Consider the following 16,919-nt stretch of genomic DNA (forward strand, 5'->3'; position numbering starts at 1 on the left):
TGTCAGGGGAGTGGCGAGAACGGCGTGCGCCCTTCGGCGTTCTGCAGTTCCAGCAGGTATTTGCGGAAGATCTGGCCGAGCACCTGGGTGGCATGCTCCAGTTCGTCGCGGGGCATTTGCTCGGTGACTTCGTCGGCCATGTCCAGTGCATCTTCGGCGCCGTTGACCGCGGCCATCTTCAGCAGGATGTAGGCTTGCACGTTGTTGGCCTTGACCCCTTCGCCATGGAAGAACATCGCACCCAGACGGTACTGGGCGTCGGCCTGGCCTTGCAGCGAAGCCTTCTGGAACCAGTCCAGGGCTTTGTCGAGGTTTTTCGGCGTTTGCGTGTAGTAGTACTCGCCCAGTTCGAATTGCGCCTGGGCATCCCCCGCGGTAGCCGTCTGCTCGCAGGCCTTTAGGGCGTTTGCCAGGTCTTCAGGCTGAACATTCAAGGTGCAGCGGCCCGTCGCCGGAATCAGCAACGAGTTACCGCCCTCCGCCAAGGCCAGCAGGGGCTGAAGAAGCAACAGGCAGCCCAGGGTCAGGGCGCGGCCGGTGCGGTTCATGGGGATCGACTTACCTCTGCAAAGCTGCGGCCAATGTCTCTGGTGGCACATTATGGGATAAGCAGCGCCAACCTTACAAAGTTTTACTCGAATTTCTGCTTGGTTGGGGAAGTCAGCTGATTGTGCATGCGTAATTATTGCCTGTACCGGCCTCTTCGCGGGGCAAGCCCGCTCCCACAGAGGCCGATGCAGGCTGGCAGTTACTTCAATGCAGCAAAGGCCTTCTCAGCCGCATCCAGGGTGATTTGCAGCTCCTTGTCGCCATGGGCGATGGAGGTGAAGCCCGCCTCGAATGCGCTGGGTGCCAGGTACACGCCGCCTTCCAGCATCAGGTGGAAGAAGCGCTTGAAGCGTTCGGCATCGCTGCTCATCACGTCTTCGAAGGTGACGATATCGTCGGCGCCGCTGAAATACAGGCCGAACATGGCACCGGCCTGGGTGGTGACGAACGGTATGCCAGCGGCATCGGCACGTTGCTGCAGGCCATCGAGCATGCGGCTGGTGTAGTCGGTCAGCTCATCGTGGAAGCCCGGGCGGCTGATCAGCTTCAGGGTGGTCAGGCCAGCGGCCATGGCCAGCGGGTTGCCCGACAGGGTGCCGGCCTGGTAAACCGGGCCGAGCGGGGCGATGCAGCCCATGATTTCGCGCTTGCCGCCGAAGCAGCCGACCGGCATGCCGCCACCGACGATCTTGCCGAAGGTGGACAGGTCCGGCTTGATGCCGTAGTGGCCCTGGGCGCCGCCCAGCGAGACGCGGAAGCCGGTCATCACTTCGTCGAAGATCAGCACCACGCCGTGTTTGTCGCACTGCTCGCGCAGGCCTTCAAGGAAGCCCGGCGCCGGCGGGACGCAGTTCATGTTGCCGGCCACGGGCTCGACGATGATGCAGGCCACGGTCTGGCCGACGTCTGCCAGGGTTTTCTCGACCGCGGCGATGTCGTTGAACGGCAGGGTCAGTGTGTGCTTGGCGAAGTCTGCCGGCACGCCGGCCGAGCTTGGCACGCCTTGGGTCAGCAGGCCGGAACCGGCTTTTACCAGCAGGCTGTCGGAGTGGCCGTGGTAGCAGCCTTCGAACTTGATGATGGCGTCACGGCCGGTGTAGCCACGGGCCAGGCGGATGGCGCTCATGGTGGCTTCGGTGCCCGAGCTGACCATGCGCACCATTTCCATCGACGGCACCAGCGAGCAGACCAGGTCGGCCATGTCGGTTTCCATGGCGGTCGGCGCGCCGTAGGACAGGCCGTGCTCCAGCTGCTTGCGTACCGAGTCCAGTACGTCCGGGTGGCCGTGGCCGAGGATCATCGGGCCCCAGGAGCCTACGTAGTCGACATAGCGCTTGTCGTCTTCGTCAACGACGTAGGCGCCTTCGGCATGCTTGAAGAACAGCGGCGTGCCGCCCACGCTTTTGAAAGCGCGCACTGGCGAGTTGACGCCGCCGGGGATGTGCTTCTGGGCTTTGGCGAACAGGTCTTCGGAACGGGACATGAAAGGCTCTCTCGAAATCAGGATGCGAACAAGGCATTGAAGGCGCGGGCGCGGCGGGTAACTTCCTGCGCGCTGTCGGCACCGAACAGGCCATGGATCACCGCCAGCAGGTCGGCGCCGTGGGCGACCAGCGGGGCGGCGTTGTCGAGGGTGATGCCGCCGATCACGGCAATCGGCAATTTCACCTGGGCACGCGCCTGCTCCAGCAGTTCGACGTTGGCGGCGGGCGCGCCCGGCTTGGTAACGGAATTGAAGAAGCGGCCAAAGGCGACGTAGCTAGCGCCTTCGCTGGCGGCCTGGGCGGCCAGGTCGAGGCTGGCGTGGCAGGTGGAACCGATGATCGCCCGGCGGCCGAGCAGGGCGCGGGCCGGGGTCAGCGGGCCGTCGGTCTGGCCCAGGTGTACACCGACACCCAGGCGTGCGGCCAGTTCGGCGTCGTCGTTGATCAGCAGCTGGGTGCCGTAGCGCTCGCAGAGCTTCATCAGCCCTTCGGCTTCACGCAGGCGGCGCGCCGCGTCGTCACTTTTGTCGCGGTACTGCAGCAGGCACACGCCGCCTTCCAGTGCCGCCTCGACATGGGACAGGAACCGGCCGGCGAGCAGCTGGCTGTCGGTGATTGCATACAGACCGCGTAGCTTCATTGAAAGCCTCGTATCAGGAACAGAAGTCCAGGGGCAGGCGGCGCGGCACGTACTGGCCCCTGCCCAGCTGCTCGGCGTCACGCAGGGTGCGCCAGGTGTAGTCCAAAGCGCTGCGCACGGCGCTTTCCAGCTGCTCGCCGAGGGCCAGGCGGCCAGCCAGGGCGCTGGCCAGGGTGCAGCCCGAGCCATGGTAGCTGCCCGGCAGGCGCTGGCAGGTCCAGGTGTGGTGCTGACCGTCCTGGGTGTACAGGCGGTTGTGAATTTCGTCTTCGTCGCCGTGACCGCCGGTAATCAGCAGGTGTCTACAGAACGGCAGCAGCTTTTCGGCACATTCGTCGGCGGTGCCTTCGGGCAGTTCGGCGAGGATGCGCGCTTCGGGCAGGTTCGGCGTGGCGATGGTCGCCAGTGGCAGCAGGCGTTCGCGCACGGCGTAGCCCACCTCGTCCTTGCCCAGGCGGCCACCGCCGCCGGCACGCAGCACCGGGTCGCAAACCAGCGGCAGGTGCGGGTGGGCGGCCAGCAGTTCGGCGACGGTGTCGACCATCTCGATCGAACCGAGCATGCCCAGCTTGACGGCGGCCACCGTGGAGTCGGCCAGTACGGCATTGGCCTGGGCCAGTACCCACTCGCGGTCGAGCACGCGGAAGTCGGAAACGTTGACGGTATCCTGCACGGTCAGGGCGGTCACTGCGGGTGCAGCGTGACAGCCTTGGGCGATCAGGGCTTCGATATCTGCCTGCAGGCCGGCGCCGCCACTGGGGTCGTGGCCGGAGAGACAGAGGACAACGGGGCGGGAGCTGTAGGTATTCATGGTCGGCGAGCTTACCACCAAACCTGTTTGGGCGGATCGTCCGACAAACGAGTTTTACTGATCGATCGGTCAGATTCTAATTTTATGAACTTCTGAAAGTATTGATTTAGAGCCTTTTCTTTGGTTTTTGATATGGCCGATTGCCAGGTTGCGAAGCTATGCTAGAGTGCTCGGATAACTCGACAAACGGGTTCTGCCGGATAACGTCGTCTCAAACGGATGGGAGGCTACCGCGACGCGACCGGACAGGCCATGCTGGGGCTGTATGCGCTATTTGCTGATTGTGCTTCTGGGCTTGCTGCCCGTGCTGGCCGGAGCGGTCGATTTCGACGACGCTACCCGGCATCTTCCATTGGGCAAGGCCATGCAGGTTTACGAAGACCTCGATGGCAGTGCCAGCATCGCCCAGGTCAGTGCCCCCGGGTTTGCCAAATTCTTCCGCCCCCACCATGAAGACGTGCTGAACGCCGGTTATTCCACCTCGGTGTTCTGGCTCAAGGTCGAGCTGCGCCCCGTTGCCCCGCCCGGCGCTGCCCCGCGGCAGTGGCTGCTGGAGCTGGCCTATCCGCCGCTGGACCACCTCGAGCTGTACTTGCCTGACGGCAGCGGCGTATACCGCCTGGCGCAGCGCACCGGCGATGCCTTGCCCTACGACAGCCGGCAGATACGGCAGAACAACTACCTGTTCAAGTTGCAGTTGCCCCCTGGCAAGGTGACCACCGCCTACCTGCGGCTGCACAGCCAGGGTTCGGTACAAGCGCCGCTGGCGCTGTGGTCCCCTGAAGCCTACCTGGAAGAGCAGCCCACGCGCCTGTATGTGCTGGGGATCATCTACGGCGTGTTACTGGTGATGCTGGTGTACAACCTGTTCATCTACCTCAGCGTGCGCGACGTCAGCTACCTCTACTACATCCTCTATATCGCCTCGTTCGGTTTTTACCAGGTATCGGTGAACGGTGCAGGCGTGGCCTACTTCTGGCCGGACAGCCCCTGGTGGGCGAACGCCTCGACGCCGCTGTTCATTGGTGCGGCCGGCCTGTTCGGCTGCCAGTTCGCCCGGCACTTCCTGCAACTGGGTAACATCAGCCGTGGTTTCGACCGGCTGCTGCAGCTACTGATGCTGGGCGGCGCTTTGGTCATGGTAATGGCGGTGAGCATGCCCTACGGCATTGCCCTGCGCATGGCCACGCTACTGGCGTTGCTGTTCACCGTGAGCATCTTCAGCGCCGGCCTCTACGCCTGGTGGCGTGGCTTGCGCGTGGCGCGCTGGTTCATCATCGCCTGGACGGCGTTCCTGCTTGGCGGGCTGGTCAACACCCTGATGGTGCTGGGCCACCTGCCAAATGTGTTCATCACCATGTATGCCAGCCAGCTCGGTTCTGCGCTGGAGGTAGCATTGCTGTCGCTGGCGCTGGCCGACCGTATCAACAGCCTGCGTGAGCAACAGGCGCAGACCTTGCGCGAGACTGGGCGCACGTTGGAGCAGCTGAACCTGCAACTGGCCAGGAGCAACCGCCTGAAGGACGAGTTTCTGGCCAGCGTGACCCATGAGCTGCGCACCCCGATGAATGGCGTGATCGGCTCGCTGGAGCTGATGCACACCCTGCCGATGGAAGCCGAGATGGCCCAGTACCACCGCACGGCGGTGGGGTCGGCGCAAGGCATGATGGACATGGTCGACGCCATTCTTACCCTGTCCGAGCTGCAGGCAGGCCGCCTGCGCGCGCAGCCGGCGCCGTTCAGCCTGCGCGCACTGCTGCAGGGCTTGCGCGCCGGTTATGCAGGGCAGTCCCTGCGCAAAGGCTTGTACCTCAGCCTGGACATACCGGCCGACCTGCCGGACGGGCTGCTGGGTGATGGGAAGAAACTGGCCCAGTGCCTGGGCTGCCTGGTGGACAACGGTTTGAAGTTCACCCATCAGGGCGGGGTGATGATCCAGGTGCGCGGCCGCCGGTTGGGGCCGGGCGACCTGGCCTTGACCTTTACCATCAGTGATAGCGGTATCGGCTTCGATGACCTGGAGCAGTCGACCCTGTACCAGCGGTTCTTCCAGGTCGACGGTTCGATGACCCGGCGGTATGGCGGCCTGGGGATTGGCTTGTCGATCTGCCGGCAGATGGGGGAATTGCTGGGGGCCAGGTTGGCGCATGAATCGACGCGCGGGTTGGGGAGCCGGTTTGAATTGAGTTTGAACGTGGCGATTTCGCAGGTGCAGATGAGCCCGAATATAGTGCAGACGCGGCGCTTGCTTTGAAGGCATAGCGTTCGTGAGGGCTGGCAGGTGTTCGCCGGGGCAGGTGCAGCGCCTATGAGATCGAGCGCCGCCCGCGCGGCGCTTCGCAGCACAAGGCTGCTCCTACGTTTGTCTCGGGCCAGTAACACCTGGGCCAACGCGCGCGACCGCGTGGTTTGCCCGACACGATATCGAGGTGAACACCAAGGGGCCGCGCGCCTCTGCCTCAGGAACCACTGGCCCGAAACAAATGTAGGAGCAGCCTTGTGCTGCGAAGCGCCGCGCGGGCGGCGCTCGATCTCATAGGCGCTGCACCTGCCACGGCGAGCACCTTCAGCCCTGATGCCTCCCAAGGTATGCGCCACCCCCACCACACGTTTAGTCATTAATGCCCCTTTGACTCCCCTGCAAGCAGTGCTTCACTGGGTCTCTCAAGCCTACCCGGATCCAGGAGCCCCCCGATGAACCTGCACCAGTACGCTGAAACCCACGAAGTCACCAACCAGCCGCCGCCTCTCGACGGTGCCAACCTGTACCGCCTCGACCTGCCTTTGCAGGAATGGTCCCGGCGTTTCGGCGCGGGCTGGGCCGAGTCGCGGATAGATGCCTACGGCGCCCTGGCGGGCGGCCCGCTGATGCAGGCAGGTTTCCTGGCCAACGCGCACAAGCCGGAGTTCATCAGCCACGACCGCTATGGCCATCGCATCGACCTGGTCGAGTTCCACCCGGCCTACCACGAGCTGATGCGCACCGCCGTCGAGCACGGCCTGCCTTCTTTGCCATGGGCCGAACCCCGCGCTGGCGCCCATGTGGCACGCGCGTCGATGACTTACCTGCACAGCCAGGCCGAAGCCGGTACTGGCTGCCCGCTGACCATGACCTTCGCTGCCGTGCCGGCGCTGCGCCTTCAGCCCGAGCTGGCCGAGTACTGGCTGCCGAAAATCCTTGCCTGTGAATATGACCCGCGCAATGTCGGCGACCGGCACAAGGCCGGGGTCACCCTGGGCATGGCCATGACCGAGAAGCAGGGCGGCACCGATGTGCGCGCCAATACCACGCGGGCCTACCCGGTAGGGGCACCTGGCCCGGGCCAGCCATATGAGCTGGTCGGGCACAAGTGGTTCTGCTCGGCACCCATGTGCGATGCCTTCCTCACGCTGGCGCAAACCGAAAAAGGTCTGAGCTGCTTCCTGCTGCCGCGCCATCGCCCGGACGACAACCGCAACCAGTTCTACATCCAGCGCCTGAAGAACAAGCTGGGCAACAGCTCCAACGCCTCCAGCGAAGTGGAGTTCCGTGGTGCGCTGGCATGGATGATTGGGGAGGAAGGGCGGGGTGTACCGACCATCATTGAAATGGTGGCCATGACCCGTTTCGACTGCATGGTCGGCTCCAGCGCCCTGATGCGTCAGGCGTTGACCCAGGCGGCCCATCACTGCGCGCACCGCAAGGTCGGCGGCCGGTTGCTCAATGAGCAGCCGCTGATGCAGAACGTGCTGGCCGACCTTGCCCTGGAAAGCGAGGCGGCACTGGCCCTGAGCCTGCGTATGGGGAAGGCGCTGGAGCAACTCGACGACCCGCAGCAGGCGCATTTCGCCCGGCTGGTCACGGCGGTTGGCAAGTACTGGATCTGCAAACGGGCGCCGGCCATGATCAACGAGGCCGCCGAATGCCTGGGCGGTGCGGGTTATGTCGAAGACAGCATCCTGCCACGGCTGTACCGCGAGGCACCGGTCAATTCGACCTGGGAGGGCTCGGGCAACGTGCAGTGCCTGGATGTGCTGCGGGCCTTGTCCAAGGAGCCGGGCGTGCTCGATGCGCTGTTCGCCGAATTGGGCGACGGGCATGGGGATCCGCGGCTGGCGGCGCATATCGGCAACCTCAAGGGGGCGTTTGCCGACACCGGCGACATACAGTACCGCGCGCGGCAGCTGACCGAGGATATCGCGCTGGCGCTTCAGGCCAAGCTGTTGCTGGAGGCGGGCAACGCGGTGGTCAGCGATGCGTTTATCGGTAGCCGCCTGACGGGTGGTGGACGGGCGTATGGGGCGCTGCCACGGGGTGTGGATGTGCAGGCATTGGTGATCAGGGCAACACCTGCCTGGCCGAGTTGAGGTGTGTTTGAAGGCCCTATCGCCGGCAAGCCAGCTTCCACAGGTAATGCGCAATGTTCGATACCGGTGGAGGACTTGTGGGCGCTGGTTTGCCGGCGATAGGGCCGGTACTGACCGCCGGGGATGTAATTGCCATGAAACGCAGGCAAGATGGTTCACATGCATGTCCAGACAGGAAGCACAGTGTGAGCCACGCTTTTGTAGTCGTTGATACCCCCGAACAGGCCGTCGACCGTCTGGCGGCCCTGCATGAACAGGCTACCGGGGCCCTTAGCCAGGCCCTCAAGCGTTACCTGAAGGATCGTACCGAGCCGGGCGCCGATGAGCGCGACCTGTTCCGCTACCCGGCGCTGCGCCTGACCTACTACAGCCACGGTGAGGTCGCCGCCACCACGCGGGCCTATGCCAAGGTGCAGGTGGCCGGCACCTACAGCGTCACCGTCACCCAGCCCGCTGCGTTCCGTGGCTACTTGCTGGAGCAGTTGCGCCCCCTGATGCACGACTACACCGTCACGGTAGAGGTAGGCATCAGCGAGCAGAACATTCCATACCCTTACGTAGTCGACCAGGGCGACGAACTGGCCGGCAGCGGCATTACCGCCGCGCAGCTGGCGCGGGTGTTCCCTAGCACCGACCTGTCGGCCGCCACTGACAACATCGCCGATGGCCTGTACGACTGGGACCGTGCCGAAATTTTCCCACTGGCGCTGTTCGACGCCGCGCGCGTCGACTTTTCGCTGCGCCGCCTGGTGCACTACACCGGCAGCGACTGGCGCCATGTGCAGCCGTGGATCCTGCTGACCAACTACCACCGTTATGTCGACCAGTTCATCAGCCACGGTCTGGAGCAACTTCGCGACGACCCGCGCTTCGTGCGCATGGTGCTGCCGGGCAACGTGGTGATCGAAAAAGCCATGGATCACGGTGAAACCCAGGCCCTGGTCGCCAGCGTGATCTGGCACCGCTACCAGATGCCGGCCTACCACCTGATCGCCGCCGACGGCGACGGCGTGACCTTGGTCAACATTGGTGTCGGCCCGTCCAACGCCAAGAACATCACCGACCACCTGGCCGTGCTGCGCCCGCACTGCTGGCTGATGATCGGCCACTGCGGCGGCTTGCGGCAGTCGCAAACCATCGGCGACTACGTGCTGGCCCACGCCTACATGCGCCGTGACGGCATTCTCGACCGGGTGGTGCCGCCGAACATCCCCATTCCAGCCCTGGCCGAAGTGCAACTGGCCTTGCAGGAAGCGGCTGCGCAGGTTACCGGCGAACGTGGCGAACAGCTGAAGAAACGCCTGCGCACCGGCACCGTGCTGACCTACGACGACCGTAACTGGGAGCTGCGATGGGCCCAGGAACGGCCGCTGATCAACCTGTCGCGTGCCGTGGCCGTGGACATGGAAAGCGGGACCATTGCCGCACAGGGTTACCGTTTGCGCGTGCCGTACGGCACCTTGCTGTGTGTGTCCGACAAGCCGCTGCACAGCGAGATCAAGCTGCCGGGTTCGGCCAACGCCTTCTACAACCGGGCGGTCAGCCAGCACCTGAAGATCGGCATTGCCGCCCTCGACCTGTTGCGCACCGAGCTCAACTCGCTGCACTCGCGTAAACTGCGCAGCTTCGATGAGCCGCCGTTCCGCTGAGGATCCATGTCACTGCCACCCCGTAACAAGCCGCGCCGCCCCCAGGCGCGGCCTGCCGCCGGCCCGCGTCGCCAGCCCAAGGCGCCACCGGCCGAGCCGCGCCTGATCCTGTTCAACAAACCGTTCGACGTGCTGACCCAGTTCAGCGACGGCGAAGGGCGCGCGACCCTCAAGGACTTCATCGACATCGCGGGCGTGTACCCTGCCGGGCGGCTGGACCGCGACAGCGAAGGCCTGCTGTTGCTGACCAACGATGGCGGGCTGCAGGCGCGTATTGCCGACCCCAAGCACAAGCTGGCCAAGACTTACTGGGTACAGGTGGAGGGGGAACCGAGCGACGAGCAGTTGCAGCGCTTGCGCGATGGCGTGGAGCTGAACGATGGGCCGACTTTACCGGCCGAGGCGCGGCGGCTGGAAGAACCCGACTTGTGGCCACGCAACCCCCCGGTACGCTTTCGCAAGAGCGTGCCGACCAGCTGGCTGGAACTGGTGATTCGCGAGGGGCGTAACCGGCAGGTACGGCGGATGACGGCGGCAGTGGGGCTGCCGACCTTGCGTTTGGTGCGGGTGCGGATTGGTGACTGGGCGCTGGATGGGCTGGAGCAGGGGTGCTGGCGCGAAGTGCCGGCGAAGTTGCAGCGCTCCCGCCATTCCTGAGCCTTAAACGCCTTCGAGAAACCCCACCACCACGCTCTTGATGATAAAGGCCAGCACCCCCAGCCCCAGCACGAAGAACAGGATCAACGTCCCGAACTTGCCTGCCTTGGACTTTTTCGCCAGGTCCCAGACGATGAAGCCCATGAAACCGATCAATACGGTAACCAGGATGATCATCATCCACTCTTCGAATACGGCGGGATCCATCTGTGTTCTCCAGGCAGGCTTAACAGCCGATTATACGCCGGCTACCGTGGGCATTTAACGCAGGTGGGTCAATGGCAGCTCGGTGCTGGCCAACACCTGGTTGAGCACGAAGCTTGAACGCACGCTGGTGACGCCTTCGATACGGGTCAGGCTGCCTAGAAGCAGTTTCTGGTAATGGTCCATGTCCGGCACCACCACTTTGAGCTGGTAGTCGGCATCCATCCCGGTGACCAGGCTGCATTCAAGCACCTGCGGCAGGATGCGGATGGCCGCCTCGAAGGTTTCGAAGCGCTCCGGGGTGTGGCGGTCCATGCCGATCAGCACGTAGGCGGTGAGGCTCAGGCCCAGCTTCTTGCGGTCGAGCAGCGCCACCTGGCGCGAGATGTAGCCGTCGTCCTCCAGTTGCTTGACCCGACGCGAGCATGGCGAAGGCGACAGGCCTATGCGTTCGGCCAGTTCCTGGTTGGAAATGCGCGCATCGCGCTGCAATTCGGCGAGGATGCTCAGGTCGTAGCGGTCAAGTTTGCTCATGGCATTTGCCCTTTTCTGTTCGTATTGCGGCGAATTATCAATCCAGGGTGAAAAATTGCGCAAGTGCTATTTATCTGAGCAATCTTCGCAATCCTCTGCCGCAACCTGTCCGGTATCTTTATCCACAGAATCACTGCCCGGACATCAGTCCACAGCGACGCGCCCTAGGCGGGCGGTCGCGGCCAGCCATCCAACAGGATGCACTCGGCCCCCGGGCTACACACCCTCCAGAAGACGGTGTGAGGTGAGCCGGCGCCACAAGTGCCGAGCACGGACGACAATTTCAGAAGGGAGGCCCTGTGGCCTCCCTTTTTTCTGTCTGGAAATTTAATTGGCCTGTGGTGCCGTCACGGTAGACTGGCTCTAGTTGCCGTATTTTCTACCGTGAGGAACACCATGAAGTCGCGCATCTGGCAGTTGGCAGGTGTTGGTTTGCTGGGTTTGAGCATCAGCCTGGGGGCCTTGGCCGAAGGGCCGGCCGAGGGGCATGGCGAACGAGGCCAGCAGGGGCAGGCAGAAGGCACGCCTGGCCGCTCATTGAACTCGCGCGACGAAGTGCGCCAGACCCAGCCGCCAAGGCAGGGCTACTACCAGGACATTCCCCGGCGCCACGGCGATAACCATCAATGGGAAGCTGGCGGCCCAGGGCAACGTCCCGGTGGCGACTGGCAGGGGCGCCCGGATGGCCACGGCAATGGCTGGGGGCCTGGGCCGCAGTATCGACCGGGTCACACTGTCGATCATTTCCCCGACCGCTACTGGAAAGTGCCTTACCGGGGGGCGGACTACTTCTACTCCGGTGGCTACTGGTATCGCCCCCATGGTGGCAGTTATATCGTCGTGACCCCGCCTTACGGCGTGCGGGTCAATTACCTGCCGCCCTATGCGCAGGAGGTCTGGCTGGGTGGGGCGATGTTCTTCCTGGTGGCCGACACCTATTACCAGTACCTGGCTGACAGCCGGGAGTATGTGGTGGTCAACCCATCTGTCGCCGCCCCGGCCCCCGGACCGGTGGCGCCGGCAACCGGCGGGTATGACGTGGTGGCTTACCCGATGAACGGGCAGGGGCAACAGCAGCAGGAGCAGGACCGCTACCAGTGCCATCGCTGGGCGGTGAGCCAGTCGGGGTTCGACCCGGCGACGGCGACCTACGCACCGGCGGCCAATGTGCTCGACACCTATCGCCGGGCGCTGGGTGCCTGCTTCAGTGGCCGGGGTTACAGCATCAACTAAGCCAGATGTGCTGTCTGTCCCGGCCCTGTCGCCGGCAAGCCAGCTCCCATGGGTATTGCGCATGCCTCCAGGCCAGTGCAGGCCCTGTGGGAGCTGGCTTGCCGGCGATAGGACCCTTGCAGATTCAAACAGGGTCGGCGTGCACCATCACATCCGCCAGTGGATAACGCTGGCGGATCACCCGCGAGGCCTCCACGCACAAACCATGCGCATCATGCAGCGGCAACTGCCCCGGCAGCTCCAGGTGCAGCTGCACGAACCACTGGTTGCCCGACACCCGCGTACGCAGGTCATGCACACCTTTCACCCCGGGTATGGCCAAAACCAGTGTGGTCATGTCCTCGCCAACATCACCGGGCAGCTCCTTGTCCATCAGGATTGCCGTACTCTCGCGGGCAATCTGCAACGCGCTCCAGAGGATGTAGCAGGCAATGCCCAGGCCGAACAGTGCATCCAGTTGTGGCCAGCCAAAGCGTGCCAGCAACAGGGCCAGCAGAATGCTGCTGTTCAACAGCAGGTCCGAGCGGTAATGCAGGGAGTCGGCCCGCACTGCGGTGGAGCCGGTCAGGCGAACGACCTTGCGTTGCAGTGCCAGCAAGGCAAAGGTCAGCCCCAGCGACAGCAGCATCACTGCAATGCCGACGCCGGTATCGCCCAAGGGTTGCGGCGTGTGCAGGCGTTCGGCCGCCTGTACGCCAATCAGCACCGCACTGACGCCGATGAACAGCGCTTGCGCCATACCGGCCAAGGCTTCGGCCTTGCCATGGCCAAAACGGTGGTCGTCGTCGGCCGGGCGCAAGGCGTAGTGCACGGCGAGCAGGTTGATAAACGAGGCGACAGCATCCAGTGCCGAGTCGGTCAACCCGGCCAGCAGGCTGATCGAGCCGCTCAGCCACCAGGCCAGCGCCTTGCTCAGCACCAGGATACTGGCCACCGCCAGTGAGGCGCGGGTGGCCAGGCGTAGCAGGCGCTGGTGTTCGGCTGGGGTGATCATCCGTGGTCAACGTCCGTGCGTGGGGTTCAGGCTGCCGGCACCAGGCCCAGGCTGGCCAGCTGTTCGACGCTGCCGCGGTGCTGGATCAGCCGTGGGTCATTCAGCGGCAGGCGCTGGCCCAGTTCGCTTTCGAGAATGGCCTGCAACTTCAGGTTGTCGACCTTGCCGTCGGGGCTTACTGCTTCTTGCAGCTTGGCCGGGTCGACCTGGGCGGTGCGGCCACCCGGGTAGTAGATGGCGCCAGTGGCGAAGTCGATGCCGAAGGCAATCAGCCCCGGGATGACGTAGAACAGAATGCCGATGGCGTCCATTGCGGCTACCACGGGGTCGATCTTGCCGCCGATCTGGCCGCGCCGGTCCGGGTAGAAAATGGTACCGCAGGCCGTCAGCTGGGTCAGCAAGGTGGCGATGAGGGCGCCGCCGATGACGCGGGATGGGATGCGCATGTAAATCTCCGAGAAGGTATTCAGCAGGGCAAGCGAAGCGCCTGCGCCTGAAGCTTAAGACCATGATAGAGCAGGCTGGGTTCGCCGTTATACTCGCCAGATTGTTCGAGGACCACCATGATTTCATTACCGATCGATGCCGTCTTGCCTGCTTTGCGCCATGCCCTGGAAAAACGTGACGAAGCTGTGCTCGAAGCGCCACCCGGCGCCGGCAAGACCACCCGCGTGCCGCTGGCGCTGCTGAACGAGCCGTGGCTTGCCGGGCAGACCATCCTCATGCTCGAACCGCGGCGCCTGGCGGCGCGTGCGGCAGCCGAACGGCTGGCCAGTGAACTGGGCGAGCAGGTGGGTGAAACGGTGGGATACCGCATCCGCCTGGACAGCAAGGTCGGGCCGAAAACCCGTATCGAGGTGGTGACCGAAGGCATTCTTACCCGCCGCCTGCAAGCCGACCCGGCGCTGGAAGGCGTGGGCCTGCTGATCTTTGATGAATTCCACGAACGCAGCCTGGATGCCGACCTGGCCCTGGCGCTGAGCCTCAACGGCCGCGCGTTGCTGCGTGACGACCCACCGCTGAAGATCATGCTGATGTCGGCAACCCTGGAAGGCGAGCGCCTGTCACGGCTGCTGGACGACGCCCCGGTGGTCAGCAGTGAGGGCCGCATGCACCCGGTGGACATCCGCTGGGGGCGGCCCTTCCAGCCGGGCGAGTTCATCGAGCCACGGGTCGTGGACAGCGTGCTGCAGGCGCTGGCCGACCAGACGGGCAGCGTGCTGGTGTTCTTGCCGGGCCAGGCCGAAATCCGCCGGGTGCATCAGAGCCTGCAGGAAGCACTGGGCGAGCGGCCGGAGATTCTGCTGTGCCCGCTGCATGGCGAACTTGACCTCAATGCCCAGCGTGCAGCCATCGACCCGGCGCCCAAGGGCCAGCGCAAGGTGGTGCTGGCCACCAACATTGCCGAAACCAGCCTGACCATCGACGGCGTGCGCGTCGTGATCGACGCGGGCCTGGCCCGGGTGCCGCGTTTTGACCCTGGCAGTGGCATGACCAGGCTGGATACACAGCGTATCTCCCGCGCCAGCGCCACCCAGCGTGCCGGCCGTGCCGGCCGCCTGGAGCCGGGCGTGTGCTACCGGCTGTGGTCCGAAGCCCAGCATGACCAACTGGCTGCCCATGGCAGCGCCGAAATCCTCCAGGCCGACCTGGCAGGCCTGGCCCTGCAACTGGCGCGCTGGGGCGTCGCCCCCCATCAGTTGAGCTGGCTCGACCAGCCGCCCAGCGCAGCGTTTACCCAGGCTCAGGACCTGCTGGCGCGCCTGGGGGCATTCAAACCGGGCAGCCGCGACAACCTCAGCGATCACGGCCAGGCCATGGCCGAGCTGCCGGCCCACCCCCGTATCGCCCATTTGTTGCTGCGGGGGCAGAGCCTGGGTTTGGCCGCCATGGCCTGTGATGTGGCGGCGTTGCTCGGTGAGCGGGATATCCAGCGTGGCGGCGGTGCCGACCTGCACAGCCGGCTGGCCCTGGTCAGCGGCGAGAGCAAGGCCAGCCGTGGCGGCCAGGGTGGCGTGCAGCGCGCCCGGCAGCTTGCGCGTCAGTACCGTGGCCTGTTGCGCGGCAAGGCCGGGGCCGCCGTCGCCGACCCCGATCATCCGCGCTGGCTTGGCGCCTTGCTGGCGCTGGCCTATCCCGACCGGGTCGCGCAGCAGCGGCGTGCAGGGGGCGCCGAGTATCGCCTGGCCAACGGCCGTGCTGCCTTGTTCGGCGAGGTCGATGCGTTGATGAAGCACCCGTGGTTGGTGATCGCCGACCTGGGCAGCCGCCAGGGCCAGCGCGAAGAGCGCATCTACCTTGCGGCAGAATTTGACCCGGCGCTGCTTGATGATGTGCTGGCCGAGCAGGTCGAGCGTGTCGATCTACTCGACTGGGACGAGCGTGAGCAGGTGCTGCGTGCCGAGCGGCAAACCAAAGTCGGTGAGCTGATACTAAGCCGTGAACCACTGGCGGGCCTGACTGACGAAGCGCGGGCCAAGGCGCTGCTTGGCCTGGTACGGCGCAAAGGCCTGAACCTGCTGACATGGACCCCGGAACTGCGCCAGTGGCAGGCGCGAGTGGCACTGTTGCGCCAGCTGGACCTGGACAGGGACGGGCAAAGCGAATGGCCCGACCTGGGTGACGAGGCGCTGCTCGCCAGCCTGGAAGACTGGTTGCAGCCCTACCTTGGCAAAGTGTCCCGGCTCAGCCACTTCAGCGCGCTGGACCTGCCGTCGCTGCTGCGCAATCTGCTGCCCTGGCCGCTGCCGCAACGCCTGGAAGAACAGGCCCCCGCGCACCTGGCCGTGCCGTCCGGCTCGAATATCCGGCTGGACTACAGCGAAACCCCGCCGATTCTCGCCGTGCGCCTGCAAGAACTGTTCGGCCTGGCCGATACCCCGCGCATCGCCAATGGCCGGCAGCAGGTCAAGTTGCACCTGCTGTCGCCGGCACGCCGACCGGTGCAGGTGACCCAGGACCTGGCCAACTTCTGGCGCACGACCTATGCCGAAGTGAAGAAAGACCTGAAAGGGCGGTACCCCAAGCATTACTGGCCGGACGACCCTCTGGTGGCCGAAGCTACGGCGCGGGCCAAGCCTCGGGGTACCTGATTACGGTGCTGCCTGGCCGAAACGCGGGCCTGGGCATCACGCCCCGGCTTCGCCCTCCAGCAGCATGAACAGGCGGTACAGCACCACGGTGCTGAACAACTGCAGGAAGCCGCTGAGGCTGTCCATGGCCAGCTCCATGCCCGGCGATGGCTCGGGGAAGGCCATCAGCAACAGCCCGTCGATCAGCCAGATCGGTGCCAGCACGGCCACCACGCAAATCATGATGCGCATGAAGTGCCCGGTGGTCATGCGTGCGCTTTCGCGCATTGCCTGCACCACCGGCAGGCCGCGCAGCACCAGCAGGTACTCGGCGAACACCAGGTTGATCATGATCCACACGCCCGGGAAGATGAACAGCGCCAGGCCGGCCATGATCAGCAGCGAACTGATCAGGATCAGCAGGGCCAGTTGCGGCCATAGCTGCAGGGCGCGGGCGAACAGGTCGCGCTTGCCGATGTCCTGGCCGTTGCTGCGCGTGTGCAGGTAAAGAATCAGTGCCGCGCTGTACAGCGGGTAGAACAGCAGGCTGACCAGCATGCCGTAGGCCGGCGATGCCTGGTCGCCCATCTGCCGGTACAGCAGCTGGGTGAGCAAGGCCTCCAGCACCACCAACGGCAGGCACAGCTGGAGGATGTTCGGCAGGTGGCGGCGGAAGAAGTACAGGGAGTCGCGCAGAACGCTCAGCGGATTCATCAGTCAACATCGCATGGCAGTAAAATCAGGGG

Annotated in this window: 15 protein-coding genes; 6 read left to right on the top strand and 9 right to left on the bottom strand. The window is 64.7% G+C overall.

Features of this window, described 5'->3' with window-relative positions; genetic code table 11:
• Positions 1–2: 2 nt before the first annotated feature.
• The 4 genes from SB756_RS23080 to SB756_RS23095 form a co-directional block, all read right to left on the bottom strand.
• On the bottom strand, positions 3–548 hold the full coding sequence (locus tag SB756_RS23080; RefSeq protein ID WP_016489345.1) for a tetratricopeptide repeat protein: 546 nt from the start codon (positions 546–548) through the stop codon (positions 3–5).
• A gap of 200 nt (positions 549–748) precedes the next feature.
• Positions 749–2,032: a glutamate-1-semialdehyde 2,1-aminomutase gene (gene hemL, locus SB756_RS23085; RefSeq protein WP_258654112.1), complete on the bottom strand. Its 1,284-nt coding sequence runs from the start codon at positions 2,030–2,032 to the stop codon at positions 749–751.
• Between the two features lie 17 nt (positions 2,033–2,049).
• Positions 2,050–2,673, bottom strand: coding sequence for a thiamine phosphate synthase (gene thiE, locus SB756_RS23090; RefSeq protein ID WP_016501788.1), 624 nt, complete (start codon positions 2,671–2,673; stop codon positions 2,050–2,052).
• 13 nt (positions 2,674–2,686) lie between these two features.
• On the bottom strand, positions 2,687–3,484 hold the full coding sequence (locus SB756_RS23095) for a hydroxymethylpyrimidine/phosphomethylpyrimidine kinase (protein ID WP_132844205.1): 798 nt from the start codon (positions 3,482–3,484) through the stop codon (positions 2,687–2,689).
• 265 nt (positions 3,485–3,749) lie between these two features.
• Between SB756_RS23095 and SB756_RS23100 the strand changes: the two genes are divergently transcribed.
• From SB756_RS23100 to SB756_RS23115, 4 genes are all read left to right on the top strand, one after another.
• Positions 3,750–5,738 carry a 7TM diverse intracellular signaling domain-containing protein gene (locus tag SB756_RS23100; protein WP_410912002.1) on the top strand — a complete coding sequence of 663 codons (1,989 nt, stop codon included), beginning with the start codon at positions 3,750–3,752 and terminating at the stop codon, positions 5,736–5,738.
• 440 nt (positions 5,739–6,178) lie between these two features.
• Positions 6,179–7,831 carry an acyl-CoA dehydrogenase family protein gene (locus tag SB756_RS23105; RefSeq protein WP_410912004.1) on the top strand — a complete coding sequence of 551 codons (1,653 nt, stop codon included), beginning with the start codon at positions 6,179–6,181 and terminating at the stop codon, positions 7,829–7,831.
• A gap of 134 nt (positions 7,832–7,965) precedes the next feature.
• Entirely contained in the window at positions 7,966–9,480 is a 1,515-nt protein-coding gene (gene amn / locus SB756_RS23110; protein WP_217436105.1) for an AMP nucleosidase, read from the top strand.
• 6 nt (positions 9,481–9,486) lie between these two features.
• On the top strand, positions 9,487–10,137 hold the full coding sequence (locus SB756_RS23115; protein ID WP_341796854.1) for a pseudouridine synthase: 651 nt from the start codon (positions 9,487–9,489) through the stop codon (positions 10,135–10,137).
• Between the two features lie 3 nt (positions 10,138–10,140).
• Here the strand turns inward: SB756_RS23115 and SB756_RS23120 are convergent, their stop codons facing one another.
• Together SB756_RS23120 and SB756_RS23125 are read right to left on the bottom strand one after the other, a co-directional pair.
• On the bottom strand, positions 10,141–10,344 hold the full coding sequence (locus tag SB756_RS23120; protein ID WP_003249787.1) for a DUF2788 domain-containing protein: 204 nt from the start codon (positions 10,342–10,344) through the stop codon (positions 10,141–10,143).
• A 54-nt stretch (positions 10,345–10,398) separates the two neighbouring features.
• Positions 10,399–10,875, bottom strand: coding sequence for an Lrp/AsnC family transcriptional regulator (locus SB756_RS23125; protein WP_016501780.1), 477 nt, complete (start codon positions 10,873–10,875; stop codon positions 10,399–10,401).
• A gap of 396 nt (positions 10,876–11,271) precedes the next feature.
• On the opposite strand from SB756_RS23125, the gene SB756_RS23130 reads away from it, so the two are divergent.
• On the top strand, positions 11,272–12,108 hold the full coding sequence (locus SB756_RS23130; protein WP_410912007.1) for a DUF6515 family protein: 837 nt from the start codon (positions 11,272–11,274) through the stop codon (positions 12,106–12,108).
• Between the two features lie 124 nt (positions 12,109–12,232).
• Here SB756_RS23130 and SB756_RS23135 read toward each other — a convergent pair whose 3' ends face one another.
• Positions 12,233–13,102 carry a cation diffusion facilitator family transporter gene (locus tag SB756_RS23135; RefSeq protein WP_341796852.1) on the bottom strand — a complete coding sequence of 290 codons (870 nt, stop codon included), beginning with the start codon at positions 13,100–13,102 and terminating at the stop codon, positions 12,233–12,235.
• Between the two features lie 26 nt (positions 13,103–13,128).
• Positions 13,129–13,548, bottom strand: coding sequence for a hypothetical protein (locus SB756_RS23140; RefSeq protein WP_016489328.1), 420 nt, complete (start codon positions 13,546–13,548; stop codon positions 13,129–13,131).
• Between the two features lie 117 nt (positions 13,549–13,665).
• Here SB756_RS23140 and hrpB point away from each other — a divergent pair, with 117 nt between their 5' ends.
• The gene (hrpB, locus tag SB756_RS23145; RefSeq protein WP_341796851.1) at positions 13,666–16,194 is read left to right on the top strand and encodes an ATP-dependent helicase HrpB; all 2,529 of its coding nucleotides are present in this window, start codon (positions 13,666–13,668) and stop codon (positions 16,192–16,194) included.
• 36 nt (positions 16,195–16,230) lie between these two features.
• Here the strand turns inward: hrpB and SB756_RS23150 are convergent, their stop codons facing one another.
• Positions 16,231–16,887: a YciC family protein gene (locus SB756_RS23150; protein ID WP_341796850.1), complete on the bottom strand. Its 657-nt coding sequence runs from the start codon at positions 16,885–16,887 to the stop codon at positions 16,231–16,233.
• Between the last annotated feature and the right edge of the window lie 32 nt (positions 16,888–16,919).

Origin of the sequence: Pseudomonas sp. SIMBA_068 (assembly GCF_046534705.1) — a bacterium.
GTDB lineage: Bacteria > Pseudomonadota > Gammaproteobacteria > Pseudomonadales > Pseudomonadaceae > Aquipseudomonas > Aquipseudomonas putida.